The 15653-nt window shown below is 69.9% G+C and carries 15 protein-coding genes, 3 tRNA genes and 1 pseudogene; 14 read left to right on the top strand and 5 right to left on the bottom strand.

Annotation, left to right across the window (positions count from 1 at the left end; genetic code table 11):
• Positions 1–149 precede the first annotated feature (149 nt).
• Positions 150–884 (bottom strand): IclR family transcriptional regulator, encoded by a 735-nt coding sequence (locus DY157_RS05760; RefSeq protein WP_115727627.1) that lies wholly within the window; start codon positions 882–884, stop codon positions 150–152.
• 163 nt (positions 885–1047) lie between these two features.
• Here DY157_RS05760 and leuC point away from each other — a divergent pair, with 163 nt between their 5' ends.
• From leuC to DY157_RS05735, 5 genes are all read left to right on the top strand, one after another.
• Positions 1048–2448: a 3-isopropylmalate dehydratase large subunit gene (gene leuC, locus DY157_RS05755; protein WP_115727626.1), complete on the top strand. Its 1401-nt coding sequence runs from the start codon at positions 1048–1050 to the stop codon at positions 2446–2448.
• A gap of 25 nt (positions 2449–2473) precedes the next feature.
• Positions 2474–3115 (top strand): 3-isopropylmalate dehydratase small subunit, encoded by a 642-nt coding sequence (leuD, locus tag DY157_RS05750; RefSeq protein WP_115727625.1) that lies wholly within the window; start codon positions 2474–2476, stop codon positions 3113–3115.
• A gap of 149 nt (positions 3116–3264) precedes the next feature.
• Positions 3265–4590: a UDP-N-acetylglucosamine 1-carboxyvinyltransferase gene (gene murA, locus DY157_RS05745; RefSeq protein WP_115727624.1), complete on the top strand. Its 1326-nt coding sequence runs from the start codon at positions 3265–3267 to the stop codon at positions 4588–4590.
• Entirely contained in the window at positions 4587–5528 is a 942-nt protein-coding gene (locus tag DY157_RS05740; protein ID WP_115727623.1) for a diacylglycerol/lipid kinase family protein, read from the top strand. The genes murA and DY157_RS05740 overlap by 4 nt, the downstream gene beginning before the upstream one ends.
• Positions 5529–5553: 25 nt before the next feature.
• Positions 5554–6327 (top strand): lysophospholipid acyltransferase family protein, encoded by a 774-nt coding sequence (locus DY157_RS05735; RefSeq protein WP_115727622.1) that lies wholly within the window; start codon positions 5554–5556, stop codon positions 6325–6327.
• Between the two features lie 3 nt (positions 6328–6330).
• Here the strand turns inward: DY157_RS05735 and DY157_RS05730 are convergent, their stop codons facing one another.
• Positions 6331–7017: an AMIN-like domain-containing (lipo)protein gene (locus DY157_RS05730; RefSeq protein ID WP_115727621.1), complete on the bottom strand. Its 687-nt coding sequence runs from the start codon at positions 7015–7017 to the stop codon at positions 6331–6333.
• A gap of 50 nt (positions 7018–7067) precedes the next feature.
• Between DY157_RS05730 and DY157_RS05725 the strand changes: the two genes are divergently transcribed.
• The 8 genes and pseudogenes from DY157_RS05725 (at position 7068) to DY157_RS05695 (ending at position 14338) form a co-directional block, all read left to right on the top strand.
• On the top strand, positions 7068–8099 hold the full coding sequence (locus tag DY157_RS05725) for an NAD(P)H-dependent glycerol-3-phosphate dehydrogenase (protein ID WP_115727620.1): 1032 nt from the start codon (positions 7068–7070) through the stop codon (positions 8097–8099).
• A gap of 67 nt (positions 8100–8166) precedes the next feature.
• A complete protein-coding gene (locus DY157_RS05720; protein ID WP_115727619.1) occupies positions 8167–9303 on the top strand; it encodes a D-alanine--D-alanine ligase family protein in 1137 nt (378 codons plus the stop codon).
• Between the two features lie 89 nt (positions 9304–9392).
• Positions 9393–10310: an ATP-grasp domain-containing protein gene (locus tag DY157_RS05715; RefSeq protein WP_115727618.1), complete on the top strand. Its 918-nt coding sequence runs from the start codon at positions 9393–9395 to the stop codon at positions 10308–10310.
• Positions 10311–10344: 34 nt separating this feature from the next.
• Entirely contained in the window at positions 10345–10698 is a 354-nt protein-coding gene (locus tag DY157_RS05710) for a metallopeptidase family protein (protein ID WP_235827078.1), read from the top strand.
• 144 nt (positions 10699–10842) lie between these two features.
• A tRNA-His gene (locus tag DY157_RS05705) sits at positions 10843–10915 on the top strand.
• Between the two features lie 1150 nt (positions 10916–12065).
• Entirely contained in the window at positions 12066–13409 is a 1344-nt protein-coding gene (locus DY157_RS11695; protein WP_235827077.1) for an ATP-binding cassette domain-containing protein, read from the top strand.
• A gap of 69 nt (positions 13410–13478) precedes the next feature.
• Positions 13479–13706: pseudogene (locus DY157_RS11690) on the top strand (hypothetical protein); the annotation flags it as partial.
• Positions 13598–14338 (top strand): aldo/keto reductase, encoded by a 741-nt coding sequence (locus DY157_RS05695; RefSeq protein ID WP_328587400.1) that lies wholly within the window; start codon positions 13598–13600, stop codon positions 14336–14338. The pseudogene DY157_RS11690 and the gene DY157_RS05695, both read left to right, overlap by 109 nt.
• A gap of 86 nt (positions 14339–14424) precedes the next feature.
• Here the strand turns inward: DY157_RS05695 and DY157_RS05690 are convergent.
• Positions 14425–14501 (bottom strand) — tRNA-Pro (locus tag DY157_RS05690).
• Positions 14502–14613: 112 nt separating this feature from the next.
• Between DY157_RS05690 and DY157_RS05685 the strand changes: the two genes are divergently transcribed.
• A tRNA-Gly gene (locus tag DY157_RS05685) sits at positions 14614–14687 on the top strand.
• Positions 14688–14755: 68 nt separating this feature from the next.
• Here the strand turns inward: DY157_RS05685 and DY157_RS05680 are convergent.
• Together DY157_RS05680 and DY157_RS05675 are read right to left on the bottom strand one after the other, a co-directional pair.
• A complete protein-coding gene (locus DY157_RS05680) occupies positions 14756–15082 on the bottom strand; it encodes an SNARE-associated domain-containing protein (RefSeq protein WP_115727616.1) in 327 nt (108 codons plus the stop codon).
• 152 nt (positions 15083–15234) lie between these two features.
• The gene (locus tag DY157_RS05675) at positions 15235–15585 is read right to left on the bottom strand and encodes an NINE protein (protein WP_115727615.1); all 351 of its coding nucleotides are present in this window, start codon (positions 15583–15585) and stop codon (positions 15235–15237) included.
• Between the last annotated feature and the right edge of the window lie 68 nt (positions 15586–15653).

The following is a 15653-nucleotide window of genomic DNA, read 5'->3' as shown; positions in this document are numbered from 1 at the left end:
GCGGGGAAGTCGAAGACTTCCCCGCCTTTCGCATGCGTGCCGTCGCCCGTCTGAGTCCGGAACGCCGACCGCCCTCGTCGATCTCCAGGAGGAGGGACGAGGGCGGGGCGCGCGACTTTGCGAGGGAAGCGGACGGGCGCGGGGAGGACCTAGAGGTCGACGTCCTCGACCGAGCGGAGGAAGTCGGAGAGGCGGTTCGCCGCGGCGACGACCGAGGGGCCGTGCTGACGGCCGGGCTGACGGCCCATGCGCTCGATCGGACCCGAGATGGAGAGGGCCGCGAGGACGCGCCCCGACGGGCCGCGCACAGGCGCGGAGACCGAGGCGACGCCGGGCTCGCGCTCTCCGACCGACTGCGCCCAGCCGCGGCGGCGGACCTGAGAGAGCATCGTCGCGTTGAAGGAGGCGCCGTAGAGGCCGCGGTGAAGGCGGTCGGGCTCCTCCCACGCGAGGAGGACCTGAGCGGCGGATCCCGCGGCCATCGACAGGGTCGCGCCGACGGGGATGGAGTCGCGCAGACCCATCTCGCGCTCGGACGCTGCGACGCACACGCGGTAGTCGCCCTGGCGGCGGAAGAGCTGCGAGGACTCCTTCGTGTGATCGCGGAGCGCCTGCAGAACGGGCATCGAGGCCGCGAGGAGGCGATCCTCACCGGCGGAGGAGGCGAGCTCCTGGAGCCGGGGTCCGAGGACGAAGCGCCCCTGCATGTCGCGGGCGACCATGCGGTGATACTCGAGGGCCACCGCGAGGCGGTGGGCGGTCGGTCGTGCCAAGCCTGTCGCGGAGACGAGCTGGGCCAAGGTGGCGGGTCCCGCCTCGAGGGCGCCGAGCACCAGCGCCGCCTTGTCCAGGACTCCCACTCCGCTCGTTGTCGAGTCCTCCATACCTCCGAAGTTTGCCATCTCATCCAGTGAGACTGCAAGTCCTCGCATGGTGGAACGGTCGACGATGATCGGTAGAGGGAACGCGCGCGCGAGGGCGCCCGCGACGGCGATTTCGCCAATGCCCTGTTCGCAGCGGTTTTCCGCGCAATCGCAAGGAGGAACCATGACCGGCACGATGGCCGAGAAGGTGTGGGCCGACCACATCGTGAAGAAGGGCGAGGGCGGCGCTCCCGACCTCCTCTACATCGACCTCCACCTCGTCCACGAGGTGACGAGCCCCCAGGCCTTCGAGGGCCTGCGCCTCGCGGGCCGCAAGGTCCGGCGTCCCGATCTCACGATCGCCACCGAGGACCACAACACCCCGACCCTCGACATCGACCTCCCGATCGCCGACGAGACCAGTCGCCTCCAGATCCAGACCCTGCGGTCGAACGCGGAGGAGTTCGGCGTCCGCCTCCACTCCCTCGGCGACGCCGACCAGGGCATCGTCCACGTCGTCGGCCCTCAGCTCGGCCTCACCCAGCCCGGCATGACGATCGTCTGCGGCGACTCCCACACCTCGACCCACGGCGCCTTCGGCGCCCTCGCCTTCGGCATCGGAACGAGCCAGGTCGAGCACGTGCTCGCGACCCAGACGCTCCCGCTCGCCCCCTTCAAGACGATGGCGATCACCGTCAACGGCTCCCTGCCGGCCGGCTCGACGGCGAAGGACATCATCCTCGCCGTCATCGCGAAGATCGGCACGGGCGGCGGTCAGGGCTACGTCCTCGAGTACCGCGGCCAGGCGATCCGCGAGCTCTCCATGGAGGGCCGCATGACGATCTGCAACATGTCGATCGAGGCCGGCGCCCGCGCCGGCATGGTCGCCCCCGACGAAACGACCTTCGAGTACATCAAGGGCCGCCCCCACGCCCCCGAGGGGGAGGAATGGGATCGCGCCCTCGAGTACTGGAAGTCGCTCCCCTCCGACGACGACGCCGTCTTCGATGCCGAGGTCGTCCTCGAGGCCGCCGACATCGAGCCCTTCGTCACCTGGGGGACGAACCCCGGTCAGGGCGTGCCGCTCTCCGCGACAGTTCCGGACCCCGAGGACATCGCAGACGAGACGAAGCGCCTCGCCGCCGAGCGGGCCCTCGAGTACATGGGCCTCACCGCCGGCACCCCGATGCGCGACATCAAGGTCGACACCGTCTTCCTCGGCTCGTGCACGAACGGACGCATCGAGGACCTGCGCGCGGCGGCCGCCATCGTCAAGGGGCGCAAGAAGGCCGACTCCGTCCGGATGCTCGTCGTCCCCGGCTCCGCCCGCGTCCGCCTCCAGGCCGAGGCCGAGGGCCTCGACGCGATCTTCACCGAGTTCGGCGCCGAATGGCGCAACGCGGGATGCTCGATGTGCCTCGCGATGAACCCCGACAAGCTCGCGCCCGGCGAGCGCTCCGCCTCGACCTCGAACCGCAACTTCGAGGGCCGCCAGGGCAAGGGCGGGCGCACCCACCTCGTGTCCCCGCTCGTCGCCGCCGCGACCGCGGTGCGCGGCACCCTCTCGAGCCCGGCCGACCTCTGAGCAGCGCTAAAGGAGAAGAGCACTCATGGAGAAGTTCACGACCCACACCGGCGTCGGCGTCCCGCTGCGCCGCTCGAACGTCGACACCGACCAGATCATCCCCGCCGTCTACCTCAAGCGGATCACCCGCACCGGCTTCGAGGACGCCCTCTTCGCCGCCTGGAGGAACGACCCGGCCTTCGTCCTCAACCAGCCCTCCTACGCCTCCGGCTCCGTCCTCGTCGCCGGCCCCGACTTCGGCACCGGCTCGTCGCGCGAGCACGCGGTGTGGGCGCTCAAGGACTACGGCTTCCGCGTCGTCCTCGCCCCGAAGTTCGCCGACATCTTCCGCGGCAACGCCGGCAAGCAGGGCCTCGTCGCCGGCGTCATCACGCAGGAGGACTGCGAGTCCCTGTGGAAGGTCCTCGAGAACGAACCGGGCACCGAGGTCACCGTCTCCCTTGAGAACCGGACCGTCACCGCCGGCCCCGTCACCTGCTCCTTCCAGATCGACGACTACGTCCGCTGGTGCCTCATGGAGGGCCTCGACGACATCGCCCTCACACTCCGCGAGGAGGAGGCGATCGCCGCCTACGAGGCGAAGCGCCCCTCCTTCAAGCCGACGACCCTCCCGGCGAAGACCCTCCCGAAGGAGGAGGTCCTCCCGGCCCGCCCCGTCGGAGCCTGATCGGCCGTCGTTCCCGCTGCCAAAAGGCGGGAACGGCCGGATCCGCGGCCGCCCGTGTGGGAGAAGCGACTCCCCAACTCGGGCGGCCGCGCCGCGTCCTGGCCTACAGTTGAGGCCAGTTTCATCGGACGACTCAGGAGACACCCCTTATGCCCTCCGTGCTGCGCGTCGAAGGCGGCCACCCGCTCACCGGGACGATCACGGTCCGCGGAGCGAAGAACTTCGTTCCCAAGGCGATGGTCGCATCGCTCCTCGGCGACACCCCCTCGCAGCTGTCGAACGTCCCCCTCATCCGCGACGTCGACGTCGTCTCCGACCTGCTCCGCCTTCACGGCGTGACGGTCGACTTCGACCAGAAGTCCGGCGTGATGAGCCTCGACCCGACGAACGTCGAGGTCGCCTCCCGGTCGGACATCGACTCGCTCGGCGGCGAATCGCGCATCCCGATCCTCTTCTGCGGACCCCTGCTCCACAGACTCGGCGAGGCCTTCATCCCCGAACTCGGCGGCTGCAACATCGGCGGACGCCCGATCGACTTCCACCTCGACACCCTCCGCCGCTTCGGCGCGATCGTCGACAAGCGCGTCGACGGCGTCCACATCCGCAAGCCCGCCGAGGGCCTCCACGGCGCGATCATCGACCTTCCCTTCCCCTCCGTCGGCGCGACCGAGCAGACGCTCCTCACGGCCGTTCGAGTCGACGGCATCACGACCCTCAAGGGCGCGGCCGTCGAGCCGGAGATCATGGATCTCATCAACGTCCTCCAGAAGATGGGCGCGATCATCTCCGTCGACACCGATCGGACGATCCGCATCGAGGGCGTCCCGGCCCTGCGCGGGTACCGTCACACGGCACTGCCCGACCGGATCGAGGCGGCCTCGTGGGGGGCCGCGGCCCTCGCGACCCACGGCGACATCTACATCCTCGGCGCCCACCAGCCCGACATGACGACCTTCCTCAACACCTTCCGCAAGGTCGGCGGCGCCTTCGACATCGATTCGGAGGGCATCCGCTTCTACCACCCGGGCGGCGAGCTCCACTCGATCGCGCTCGAGACCGCGGTCCACCCCGGGTTCATGACGGACTGGCAGCAGCCCCTCGTCGTCGCCCTCACCCAGGCGCAGGGCCTCTCGATCGTCCACGAGACGGTCTACGAGAACCGCTTCGGCTTCACGAAGGCGCTGCGGAAGATGGGCGCGAACATCCAGGTCTACCGCGAGTGCCTCGGCGGGACGCCGTGCCGCTTCGGCCAGCGGAACTTCTTCCACTCGGCCGTCATCTCCGGACCGACGCCCCTCCACAGCGCCGACATCGTCGTCCCCGACCTGCGCGGCGGCTTCTCCCACCTCATCGCGGCGCTCGCCGCACAGGGCGCGTCGACCGTCTCCGGCATCGACGTCATCGCCCGCGGCTACGAGCACTTCACGACGAAGCTCCATCAGCTGGACGCCCGCGTCGAGTACGCGGACGCATGAGCGCGCCCGCTCGCCGCGTCGCGCGGTCGATCCGCCTCCTCGTCTCCTCGATGTCGGCCGGGGGCCGCTCCGTCTCCGTCGGCCCGTCGGTCGTCCGCGCTCTGCGCGCCGGCGGTTGGGCCGTCGAGGTCACGGTGACCACCTCTTCAGACGACCCGATGGCTTTCGCCGCCTCCGCGACCGAGGACGTCGTCGCCGCCCTCGGCGGGGACGGGTTCCTTTCGGCGGTCGCGCGCGGCTGCCACGAGTCCGGAGCCCTCTTCGCGCCGATCCCCGGCGGACGCGGCAACGACCTCTGCCGGGCGCTCGGCATCGGCCCCGATCCGATCGCGCGCGCCCGCACCCTCGCCGACCTCGGGTTCCGCGAGGACGAGGCCGACGCCGAGCTCGCCGCGCGCACGCGCCCGCTCGACGGCATGTGGGTCGAATCGGATGAGGGGAGGCGGCGCTCGCTGGTCCTCGGAGTCGTCTCCCTCGGGCTCGACGCCCGCGCCAACGTCCTCGCCAACGAATCCTTCCTCACGTCCGGTCCGCTCGCCTACGGCTACGGGGCCTTCGCGGCCCTCGCCTCGTACCGGCCGACCGCGATCCGCGCCCGCGTCGACGGGGTCGAGCGGGACCTCACCGGATGGCTCGCCTCGATCTCGAACTCGGGGAGGATCGGCGGCGGCATCCGCCTCGTCCCGACCTCGGACCTCCACGACGGGCGGATCGAGCTCTGCCACGTCGGGCCGATCCCGCTGCGCAAGGCGCTCCCGGTCCTCACGAAGGTCGTCGCCGGCCGCTCCGACGGCCACGACGTCATCGAGGTGGAGGAGGTGCGCGACGTCGAGGTCCTCGAGCCGCGCGGCCTCATCGCGATGGCCGACGGCGATCGCGTCGCCGAGGTCCCCTTCACCGCGCACTGCGCGCCCGGCGTCGTCGAGGTCCTCATCTGAGCCCCGCCCGGTAGACTCCGGAACCATGAGCAGCACCGTCACCGGCTTCTACCGCTTCGCGCGGGGCGTTCTGCGCCCGATCATGGCGCCGTGGGTGAAGATCGAGGCGACCGGCCTCGAGAACCTCCCCGAGAAGGGCCCGTACCTTCTCGTCTTCAACCACCTCTCGAACGTCGACCCGCTGTGCGTCTGCTGGTTCTTCATGAAGCGGAACGTGCCCGTGCGCTTCCTCGCGAAGAAGTCGATGTTCTCCGTGCCCGTCTTCGGGAGGATCATCGACGGGATGGGGCTCATCCCCGTCGATCGCGATTCGAATCCCGCGGCCTCGCTCGTCCCCGCCGCGAAGGCGCTCGAGGACGGGGAGGTCGTCTGCATCTGGCCCGAGGGGACGCTCACGCAGGAGCCGGACATGTGGCCGATGTCGTTCAAGACCGGCGCCGCGCGCCTCGCCCTCGACACCCGGGTTCCCGTCATCCCCGTCGCCCAATGGGGCGCCCAGGAGATCATGGACCGCTACGAGTCCTCGATCGACTTCCGGCCCGGTCGGCCGATCCGCTACTCGTTCTTCCCGGCTCTCGACCTGTCCGACCTCGTGTCCGACGCGGGGTCGGCCGACCGCGCTGCCGTCGACGAGGCGACCGAGCGGATGCACGCCCGCATCACCGCCGGCGTCGAGGAACTGCGCGGCGCGAAGGCGCCGACGCGCGTGTGGCGCGCGAAGACGCAGGCCGGCCCCTGGTGGGAGTACGAGCAGAAGAAGGCGGCGAAGAAGGCCGCCAAGGCCGCGAAGAAGGGCTGAGCCCTACTTCCTGACGTCGATGACGACGCGCACGGGATCGTGAAGGAACCCGATCTGGAATTCGCGCGCCTGATCCATGCCGATGACGATGTGCGTCGTGTCCTCGAAGGTCCCGTCCTCGCGGACGTCGAGCGGGCCGACGGCGAGGTTCGACGGTCCGGAGTAGTAGACGGCCTGTTGATCCGCCTCGACGGGCATCGAGGTCCCGGAGATCATGAGGTCGAGGTAGGAGACTCCCTCGACGGGAAGCTGGCGGCCGCGTCCCTGCTCGACCGGCGTATCCGCCCAGGAGCTGAAATAGCCGGGCGTTCCCTCGCCCGTGAATTCGACGACGACCCGGTAGAAGCCCTCGTGATCGCCGACGCGCAGCGCGTGGAAGATCAGCGGTTCGGCGCCCGGGATCGGGTCGACCTGCCCCGACGCCGTCGTCCACTGGTCGCCGAGGATCGGCGAGGTCGTCTGCTCCTGGCGCGCGGCCTCGGCGGCCGAGACCGCGGACTGCGCGTCCTCGGCGGCGGATCGTTGCTCGCCGACGTTGTGCCGGTCGGCCGACTGCGCGGACGCGCTCGACTGCGGCGACGAGGCCGGGGCGTCGGCGTTCGACGAGCCGGAGGACTTCTCGGCGCAGGCGCCGAGGACGAGGAGGCTCGCGGCGACGAGGAGGGAAGCCGCTCGGCGATGGGGGATCATCTCGTGCTCCTGCGGTCGGGATGGGAGGTGCTGCGAGTAGGCTCTCACACATGACCAACGAACGCGCCTATTCCCGCGCCGCGGTCCTCGGAACCGGCGCCTGGGGAACCACCTTCGCCCAGATCCTCGCCGATGCGGGCGTGCACGCGACCATGTGGGGACGCAACGCCTCGGTCGTCGACTTCATCAACTCCGGTGAGAACGCCACCTACCTGCCCGGAATCGAGCTCTCCGACGTCATCAGCGCCACGACCGACCTCGCGGCGGCGGTGACCGGCGCGGACCTCGTCGTCGTCGCCGTCCCCGTCGCGGCCATCCGCCCGACGCTCGAGGCAGCGAGGCCCCACCTGTCGGACGACGCGGCGATCGTCTCCCTCGCGAAGGGCCTCGAGCTCGACACGCACCTGCGCGTCGACGAGATCATCGCCCAGGCGTCCGGCGCTCCGCACGAGCGGATCGCCGTCATGTCGGGTCCGAATCTCTCGCGCGAGATCGCCGAGCACAATCCGACCGCGACCGTCGTCGCGTCGGTCGACGCCGACCTCGCGATCTCCATCGCGAAGACCTGTCACACCTCCTACTTCCGCCCCTACGTCTCGACCGACGTCGTCGGCTGCGAGATCGCGGGCGCGGCGAAGAACGTCATCGCCGTCGCGATCGGCGCCGCCGAGGGCATGGGGCTCGGGCTCAACACCCGCGCCACCCTCATCACCCGCGGCCTTGCCGAGATCACGCGGCTCGGTACGGCGATGGACGCCGATCCTCAGACCTTCGCCGGCCTCGCCGGCGTCGGCGACCTCATCGCCACCTGCTCCTCGCGCCTGTCCCGCAACTTCTCCCTCGGCCACCGGATCGGCACGGGCCTCAGCCTCGACGAGGCGCTCGCCCTCTCGCCCGGCGTCGTCGAGGGCGTCCGGTCGGCCGCCCCGATCCTCGAGGTCGCGGACTCGCTCGGCGTCGACATGCCGATCACGCGGGCCGTCGTCTCGGTCGTCCGCGACGGCGCGACGATCCAGGAGATGGGGGAGATGCTCCTCTCGCGGCCTCAGAAGATGGACGGCTGGAGGATCGAGCTCCTCTGACGCGCCGCGAGGCGCGCGGGCCCGCGCCTGCCGGGCGGCGGGTCGCGGCGGGTCTACCCTTGCCCCCATGAGCGAAACCACCACCCGCCGCGTTCTCATCGTCTTCGGCGGCCGCTCCGGAGAGCACGAGGTCTCGTGCGCGACGGCGGCCGGGATCCTCCGCGCCATCGACCGGACGAAGTGGGACGTGCTCCCCGTCGGCATCACGCGCGACGGCCAGTGGGTGCGCGTCGCCGACGACCCGGAGGCGCTCGAGTTCCGCGACGGCCGCGGCCAGTCCGTCGAGGCCGGTGACTCCCGCGTCGTCCTCGCCCCAGGCTCCGGTTCGCTCCTCGAGGTCTTCTACGAGGGCGACCCCGCCGATCCGTCCGCGCGCGTCTCCAGGGTCGAGGACTTCGGGCGCGTCGATGTCGTCCTTCCGCTCCTCCACGGCCCCTATGGGGAGGACGGGACGATCCAGGGACTCTTCGAGATGGCCGATGTCCGTTACGTCGGTTGCGGCGTCTCATCCTCGGCGATCTCGATGGACAAGCACCTGACGAAGACGGTCCTCGCGGCTGCGGGCGTCGAGGTGGGATGCTGGGAACTCATCACGCCCCTCGAGTGGCGCGAGGATCCTCAGGCGTGCGCCGCGCGCGTCGCCGACCTCGGCTACCCGGTCTTCGTCAAGCCGTGCCGCGCCGGCTCCTCGATCGGCATCACGAAGGTCGATTCGCCCGAGGGGCTCGCCGTTGCGATCAAGGAGGCCCAGAACGTCGATCCGCGCGTCATCGTCGAGGCCCTCCTCACCGGGCGCGAGATCGAGTGCGGCGTCCTCGGCGGCACGGGCGTCCACCCCCGCACGGCCCCCCTCGGCGAGATCGAGGTCCCCGAGGGCGAGTTCTACGACTACGCCCTCAAATACGTCGACACCGAGGCGATCGGCCTCGTCTGCCCGGCGCGCGTCGCCCCCGAGTACGAGGCGCTCATCCGCGAGACCGCCGCGAAGGCCTTCGACGCCCTCGAGTGCGAGGGACTCGCCCGCGTCGACTTCTTCTATGACGAGGAGACCGGCTCGGTCGTCGTCAATGAGGTGAACACGATGCCCGGTTTCACGCCTATTTCGATGTTCCCGCAGATGTGGGCCGCCGACGGTCTCGACTACCCGGCCCTCATCGACGAACTCCTCACTCAGGCGCTCGACCGCGATCTCGGACTTCGCTGATCCTCGGCTGGCTCCCGGCGGGCGCGCTCGAGGGGAGGGGCGCCCCGCCCGGCGCCGGTGCGGCGCGCGGGCGGGGTATCGTGAGCACCATGACGACGAAGCCCAAGGTCACTCTCGTGACGTCCACCGCGATGCCGAACCTCTATCACGGGGAGGAGGGGCTGCTCGACGCCCTCGCCGAGCGCGGATGCGATCCCCAGATCAAGTTCTGGACCGACGAGGACGTCGACTGGGCCGAGGCGGGCACCGTCGTCGTCCGCTCCGTCTCCGACTACCCCCTCCAGCGCGAGCGCTTCCTCGAATGGACGAAGCGGGTGCCGAGGATCCTCAACCACCCCGACATCCTCGAGTGGAACACCCACAAGACCTACCTGCGCTCGCTCGCGAAGCGCGGACTCCCCACGATTCCGACGATCTGGCTCGAGCCCGAGCAGAAGCTTTCGAAGCACCAGATCCACACGCGCTTCCCCGCGTCCGGCGAGTTCATCGTCAAGCCCGCGGTGTCGTCCGGCGTCCGCGATATCGGCCGCTACACGACCCTCTCGACCTCGCAGCGCCAGGCCGCGATCGCGCAGGTCCAGCAGCTTCTCGGTGAGGGACGCACCGTCATGCTCCAGCGCTACGTCGAGGAGATCGACACGCACGGCGAGATCTCCCTCGTCTTCTTCAATGGGCTCGTCTCCCACGCGGTCGAGAAGCGCGCCGTTCTCCACCCGGCCTCCGTCACCGAGCCGACGATGCACGAGGCCGTCGTCACCGCCGAGCCCGCCGACACCGTCGCCTGGCAGTGGGGAGAGGACATCCGCCGGGTCCTCCACGCCTATGTGCGCGAGCGCATCGGCCGCGACGAGCAGTTCCTCTTCAATCGCGTCGACATCGTCCCCGACGGGCAGGGATCCTTCCTCGTCATGGAGGTCTCCCTCGTCGACGCCGACCTCTACCTCGGCGCCACCCCCGATGCGCTCGGCAACTTCGCCGACGCGATCTCCGTGCGCGCGCACTGGTGACGTCCGCCGAACCGGCGATGAGGAGGAGGCGCCCGTGAGCGTCGAGATGAGCCGCGAGGAGTTCGAGGATCTCGTCGAGGATGCGCTCGACGAGATCCCCGACGCCTTCTGGGACCAGCTCGAGAACGTCGCGATTTTCGTCGAGGACGCCCCGCCCGCCGACATGGAGCCCGACCTCCTCGGCCTCTACGACGGCGTTGCCCTCACAGAGCGCGACGACTACGCGGGCGTGCTGCCGGATCGGATCCTCGTCTTCATGAATCCGACGCTCGCGATCTGCGAGACCCGCGAGGAGGTCGCCGAGGAGGTCCGGATCACCGTCGTCCACGAGGTCGGCCATTACTTCGGCATCGACGACGACGCGCTCCACGAGATGGGCTGGGCGTAGCGCGCGCCTGCTCTCGCGGTTGTGCGCGCCTCGTCGCCGCGCGACGTTCGGCGTGCGCAACGCCACTGGTGGGGGAGCGAATCGGATTTTCACCTGCGCCCGCTTCTTTGCTAGAGTTCCCTCGTTGCGCTCAGCGCATCGATGGTGGCTGTAGTTCAGTTGGTAGAGCACCTGGTTGTGGTCCAGGACGTCGCGGGTTCGAGTCCCGTCAGCCACCCGGAAGGAGCCCCGGGCCGAGGAATCGGCCCGGGGCTCCGCGCATCCGGCGCACCGCCCCGTCCTCGTGAGAATCGCAGGCGCGCGCGTGCTTGAATATTCACCATGCCCAGCCGCGCGCCCCGTCCCGCCCGCCCCGTCATCTCCGTGCGCGGAGCGCGCGAGAACACCCTGAAGAACGTCGACGTCGACATCCCCAAGCACGCCCTCACCGTCTTCACCGGGGTATCCGGCTCGGGGGAAGTCCTCCCTCGTCCACGACACGATCGCCGCCGAGGCGACCCGCCAGCTCAACGAGACGCACTCGGCCTTCGTCCAGGGGTTCCTCGACTCGGCGCCGAGCCCCGACGTCGACGCCCTCACCGGCATCACCGCGACGATCGTCGTCGACCAGGAGCCGATGGGCGCGAACCCGCGCTCGACCGTCGGCACCGCGACCGACATCGACGCGATGCTCCGCGTCCTCTTCTCCCGCCTCGCGTCCCCGGCGATCGGCGGTCCGAAGGCGTACTCCTTCAACACGCCGTCCGTCAGCGGCGGGGGAGCGCTCAAGGAGGTGAAGGACGGGCGCACGGTCGTCGTCCACAAGACCTTCTCGATCACCGGCGGCATGTGCCCGAAGTGCGAGGGCCGGGGCTCCGTCTCCGAGATCGACGTCACCGCCCTCTACGACGAGGAGCGCTCGATCGACGAGGGCGCCATCCTCATCCCCGGATTCAAGGTCGGCGGATGGGCGGTGCGACAGTACGCCGACTCCGGGCTGTTCCCCTCGGACCGCCCGATCAGGGAGTTCACGCCGAAGCAGCTCGACCACCTCCTCTACGCCGAGGGGCTCAAGGTCCGCGTCGCCGACATCAACATGACCTACCAGGGGCTCGTTCCGCGCGTGCGCGGCTCCTACCTCTCGAAGGACCCCGATTCCCTCCAGCCGCCGGCTCGCGCCTTCGTCGATCGGCTCGCCACCTTCCGGACCTGCCCGGAGTGCGGCGGCACGCGCCTCGCCGAGGCCGCCCGCACCTCGAGGATCGGGGAGGTCTCGATCGCCGACGCGTCGGCGATGCAGGTGAGCGACCTCGCGCGTTGGGTCCGCGAGATCGACGCCCCCCGAGGTCGCCCCGCTCCTCGAACGGCTCGGCACCGCCCTCGACCCGATGACGACCATCGGCCTCGGCTACCTCTCCCTCGCCCGCCCGACCGGGTCGCTCTCGGGCGGCGAGTCTCAGCGCGTCCAGCTCGTGCGGCAGATGGGGTCGGCCCTGTCCGACCTCACCTACGTCTTCGACGAGCCGACGACGGGCCTCCACCCCCACGACGTCGCCCGCATGAACGCCCTCCTCCAGGACCTGCGCGACCAGGGGAACACCGTCCTCATCATCGAGCACGACCCCACGACCATCGCGATCGCCGACCACGTCGTCGACATGGGGCCGGGGGCGGGCGCGGCCGGCGGGTCGATCGTCTACGAGGGCGACGTCGCCGGGCTCGCCGCCTCGGGGACGAGGACGGGGACCCACCTGTCCGTTCCGGCGAGGCTCAAGGACGCCTCGGCCCTGCGGGAGCCCCGCGGACATCTCGCGATCGCCCACGCGAACGCCCACAACCTGCGCGACGTCTCCGTCGACGTCCCCCTCGGGATGCTCGTCGCCGTCACCGGCGTCGCCGGGTCCGGGAAGTCCTCCCTTATCCCGGGATCCCTCCCGAAGAACTCGGGCGCCCTCGTCCTCACGCAGGAGGCGATCAAGGGCTCCTCGCGCTCGAACGCCGCGACCTGGACGGGGATGCTCGAGCCGATCCGCAAGGCCTTCGCGAAGGCGCACGGCGTCAAGCCCGCCCTCTTCTCCGCGAACTCCGAGGGCGCGTGCCCGCAGTGCAAGGGCCTCGGGATCATCACGACCGAACTCGGATTCATGGAGTCCGTGTCGGCCACGTGCGACGCGTGCGGCGGGCGACGCTTCGACGCCGCCGTCCTCGACTACGCGCTCGGCGGGCTCTCGATCGCCGACGTCCTCGACCTCTCCGCGGCCGAGGCCGCGCAGTTTTTCAAGGGCGAGGGCGTCGCGGGCGCGAAGGAGGCGAAGGTGAAGGCCGCCGCCGACATCGCCGCCTCGCTCACCGCCGTCGGCCTCGGCTACCTCGGCATCGGTCAGCCGCTCTCCACCCTCTCGGGCGGCGAGCGCCAGCGCCTCAAGCTCGCCCAGGCCCTGCGCTCCGACGCCGCGATCCTCGTCCTCGACGAGCCGACCACCGGACTCCACCCCGCCGACGTCGACGCCCTCGTCGACGTGTTCGACGCGATCGTCGACGAGGGCCGCAGCGTCATCGTCGTCGAGCACGACCCCGCCGTCATCGCCCGATCCGACTGGGTGATCGACCTCGGCCTCGGGGCCGGCACGGACGGCGGGCGCGTGGTCTTCGAAGGACGCCCCAGCGCCCTCGCCGACCTCGACGAGAACCTCACCGGGCACCACCTCGCCCTCGCCCTTAGTCGGGCGTGAACGGCGACGCGGGAGGACAATAGGGGCAGCCGGTCCGTCGGAACCACCCCACCCCAATGGAGGCACCCCATGCCCGAAGTCCTCGCCTACGCGTGCGACGACACGACGTCGACCTTCCACAAGACCACGGTCACCCTGAGGGAGCCCGGGCCCGGGGAGATCTACTTCGACGTCAAGTACGCCGGAATCTGCCACTCCGACGGCATCACCACCTACTCGCCCCTCACACGCTACGGTGCCGGCCCCGGGAAGAAGGTCGCCGTCGTCGGCATAGGCGGGCTCGGACACATGGGCGTTTAGATCGCCTCGGCCTCGACTTCGTCGACCTCCTCTACTGCCACCGCCCCGATCCGGAGACTCCCATCGAGGAGACGGTCTACGCGATGAGCGACATCATCGCCTCCGGCAAGGCCCTCTACTGGGGCACCTCGGAGTGGAGCGCCGACGAGATCCGCGCCGCCTGGGAGATCGCCGACAAGCGGAACCTCCGCAAGCCGGTGATGGAGCAGCCGCAGTACAACCTCGTCCACCGCGACCGCGTCGAGAAGGAGTACGCGCGCCTCTACGAGGATCTCGGACTCGGCCTCACGACGTGGAGCCCGCTCGCCTCCGGCATCCTCACCGGCAAGTACGTCGACGGGATCCCCGAGGGATCGCGCGCGTCCCTCTCTGGTTACGACTTCGTGGCGGAGAAGGCGACGGACGCCGAGCTCATTGAGCGCATCCGCGAGTTCGTCGCGATCGCCGGCGAGCTCGGGACGACGCCTGCGAAGCTCGCCCTCGCGTGGACCGCGTACAACCCGCACGTCTCCTCGGTGATCCTCGGCGCCTCCTCGGTCGCGCAGCTCGAGGAGAACCTCGGCGCCGTCGAGGTCCTCGAGACGATGACGCCCGAGATCGCCCGGAAGATCGAGGCCGTCTTCGAATGAGCACGGTCGGCTGAGCTCGGTCGCCCGACCCGAGGGGAGGGGCTGCCGCCACCATCGCATCGGACGGGATCGCGCAGGGGTCCGCGTGGTCGGGGCGACAGGATTTGAACCTGCGATCTCCTGCTCCCAAAGCAGGCGCGCTACCAAGCTGCGCTACGCCCCGTCTCCGCCGTCGAGGCTGCGGATCCTCCTCGCATCATAGGGGGGGAGGTGCAGGATTTCGCAATCGTCCGATCAACCCGTTAGGATCAGTGCTGCGCGCTCACGCGGGCGACGCGGACGTAGCTCAATGGTAGAGCCTCTGCCTTCCAAGCAGATCACGCGGGTTCGATTCCCGTCGTCCGCTCCAGTAGGGAAAAGGCCCCGCACCTGGGAGAATCCGGGTACGGGGCCGTTCGCTATGAGGCGCCGGGCCGGTCAGGCGCTCTGCTTCGCAGGGATCAGCTTCCGGACTAAGGAGGCGACGGTCGGCAGGACGGAGATCCCGACGATGACGAACGTGATCGCATCGATCGAGTGGGCGATTCCGGGGATCTGCCCGAGGAAGAGGCCGACCGAGGCCATCGCGACGACCCAGGCGATCGCGCCCGAGACGTTCCATCCGATGATGCGCGAGTCTCCCGGGAGGAACGGGAAGAGGACCACCGACTCGATGAAGACGATGCTCGCCATTCCGACGAGCGCCCAAGGGCCGAAGCCCTGGAGCAGCGTTGCCCAGTCGAGGATCTGCGTGAGAGAAGCCATTGCGTCCGTCCTTCTGGGCGCGTGCCCCGCGCCCAGAATCAATGGTTCCGGGCGGGTCCTGAGAATCCTCCAAGAAAGGAGAAGGCGGCGCCTGTGACGAGGAGCCGCCGTCGCGCGGACGGTGGCTCCTCGTTGCTCAGGGCGAAGCGCGATCAGGCGAGCGGCTGACCGTTCGCGTCGGTCGCGTAGCGGCCCTTGCGCATGAGAATCTGGATGAAGGTGACGATGGCCCAGATGCCGAGCGCCGCCATGAGGAGGCCGCCGATCGCCATTGCCGGAGACGGTGAGGGCATGACTCCGTTCTGGATGCTCGCGACGGCGGAGAGATATCCGGGGACGTAGAGGACGGCGCCGATCGCCCAGACGACGAGCTTGATGACGCCGATCTTCGTGTATCCGAGGTAGAAATCGGGAGCGCCGAAGCCCCCGAGGAAGAATCCGAGAACGGCGGCGACGGCCTTCGACTTCGGAGCGGCGGCGGGGGCGGAGGGATTCGGGTTCATCACGAATCTTTCTACGAGAATTGTCTGGTTGTCTGGCGAGGCAGGTCGGTGACCGGGTCAAGCCAACG

Source organism: Actinomyces culturomici (assembly GCF_900499005.1).
GTDB classification, from domain to species: domain Bacteria; phylum Actinomycetota; class Actinomycetes; order Actinomycetales; family Actinomycetaceae; genus Pauljensenia; species Pauljensenia culturomici.
Note: the sequence above shows the minus strand (reverse complement) of the source record. Positions and strands in the feature narration are given on the sequence as shown.

Excerpts from the sequence above, each read along its gene's own strand:
- DY157_RS05760 (WP_115727627.1), bottom strand. The coding sequence starts at position 884 with ATGGAGGACTCGACAACGAGCGGAGTGGGAGTCCTGGACAAGGCGGCG.
- leuC (WP_115727626.1), top strand. The coding sequence starts at position 1,048 with ATGACCGGCACGATGGCCGAGAAGGTGTGGGCCGACCACATCGTGAAG.
- leuD (WP_115727625.1), top strand. The coding sequence starts at position 2,474 with ATGGAGAAGTTCACGACCCACACCGGCGTCGGCGTCCCGCTGCGCCGC.
- murA (WP_115727624.1), top strand. The coding sequence starts at position 3,265 with ATGCCCTCCGTGCTGCGCGTCGAAGGCGGCCACCCGCTCACCGGGACG.
- DY157_RS05740 (WP_115727623.1), top strand. The coding sequence starts at position 4,587 with ATGAGCGCGCCCGCTCGCCGCGTCGCGCGGTCGATCCGCCTCCTCGTC.
- DY157_RS05735 (WP_115727622.1), top strand. The coding sequence starts at position 5,554 with ATGAGCAGCACCGTCACCGGCTTCTACCGCTTCGCGCGGGGCGTTCTG.
- DY157_RS05730 (WP_115727621.1), bottom strand. The coding sequence starts at position 7,017 with ATGATCCCCCATCGCCGAGCGGCTTCCCTCCTCGTCGCCGCGAGCCTC.
- DY157_RS05725 (WP_115727620.1), top strand. The coding sequence starts at position 7,068 with ATGACCAACGAACGCGCCTATTCCCGCGCCGCGGTCCTCGGAACCGGC.
- DY157_RS05720 (WP_115727619.1), top strand. The coding sequence starts at position 8,167 with ATGAGCGAAACCACCACCCGCCGCGTTCTCATCGTCTTCGGCGGCCGC.
- DY157_RS05715 (WP_115727618.1), top strand. The coding sequence starts at position 9,393 with ATGACGACGAAGCCCAAGGTCACTCTCGTGACGTCCACCGCGATGCCG.
- DY157_RS11695 (WP_235827077.1), top strand. The coding sequence starts at position 12,066 with ATGACGACCATCGGCCTCGGCTACCTCTCCCTCGCCCGCCCGACCGGG.
- DY157_RS05680 (WP_115727616.1), bottom strand. The coding sequence starts at position 15,082 with ATGGCTTCTCTCACGCAGATCCTCGACTGGGCAACGCTGCTCCAGGGC.
- DY157_RS05675 (WP_115727615.1), bottom strand. The coding sequence starts at position 15,585 with ATGAACCCGAATCCCTCCGCCCCCGCCGCCGCTCCGAAGTCGAAGGCC.